Source organism: Romboutsia sp. 13368, assembly GCF_018336475.1.
Lineage (GTDB): Bacteria > Bacillota > Clostridia > Peptostreptococcales > Peptostreptococcaceae > Romboutsia.
The window spans coordinates 696,531-697,115 of the sequence record NZ_CP048741.1 but is presented as its reverse complement, the minus strand read 5'-3'; the positions used below and the strand labels follow the sequence as shown (position 1 = coordinate 697,115).

1 protein-coding gene is annotated in these 585 nt (G+C 28.5%); it reads right to left on the bottom strand.

Annotated elements, in window-relative coordinates; genetic code table 11:
• Nucleotides 1-95: 95 nt before the first annotated feature.
• Nucleotides 96-230, bottom strand: a complete 135-nt coding sequence (locus G3997_RS02765) for a hypothetical protein (RefSeq protein WP_296647733.1) — start codon at nucleotides 228-230, stop codon at nucleotides 96-98.
• Nucleotides 231-585 lie beyond the last annotated feature (355 nt).

Sequence of the window (585 nt, the reverse complement as noted above, 5' to 3'; positions counted from 1 at the left end):
GTAACTATTTGTATATAATCTATTCACTAACTTATTTAATTTTAATTAAAGCTATATATTAAAAGGAGTGTATATAAATACACTCCTTAATAATTTTAGTGACCGCAACCAGAGCATCCTCCGCCGCATCCACCTTCATCATTTTTCATATTTTCAGGAATTACTCTAAATCCAAATCCTGTATCTTCTATAACGATATCACCATGTTGTGCATATTCGTCTTTATCCATTATGAATGTTAATCCATCTACTTCATAAGAAGTATCGCTATCCTTTTGCTCATCCAGAGCAATACCAAATGATGGACCGCCTCAGCCTATGCCTGCAAAATATACTCTTATAGTTTGAGGTCTATCTTGATTATCTTGTAAGATGTCTTTTAATGTCTTTACTGCTGTTTCTGGTAAAGTTATCTTCATGTAAATAAATCCCTTTCTTATAATAATAAATAATCAATATATGTAGAATGTTTTATCGATTATTCATATATAAAATACCCATTTTTTCATTACTTTACTCAGAATTTTTCTATTTTTTGTATAATATAAACCATTAAAATATATTTGCTTAACAAAAAAAGTTACC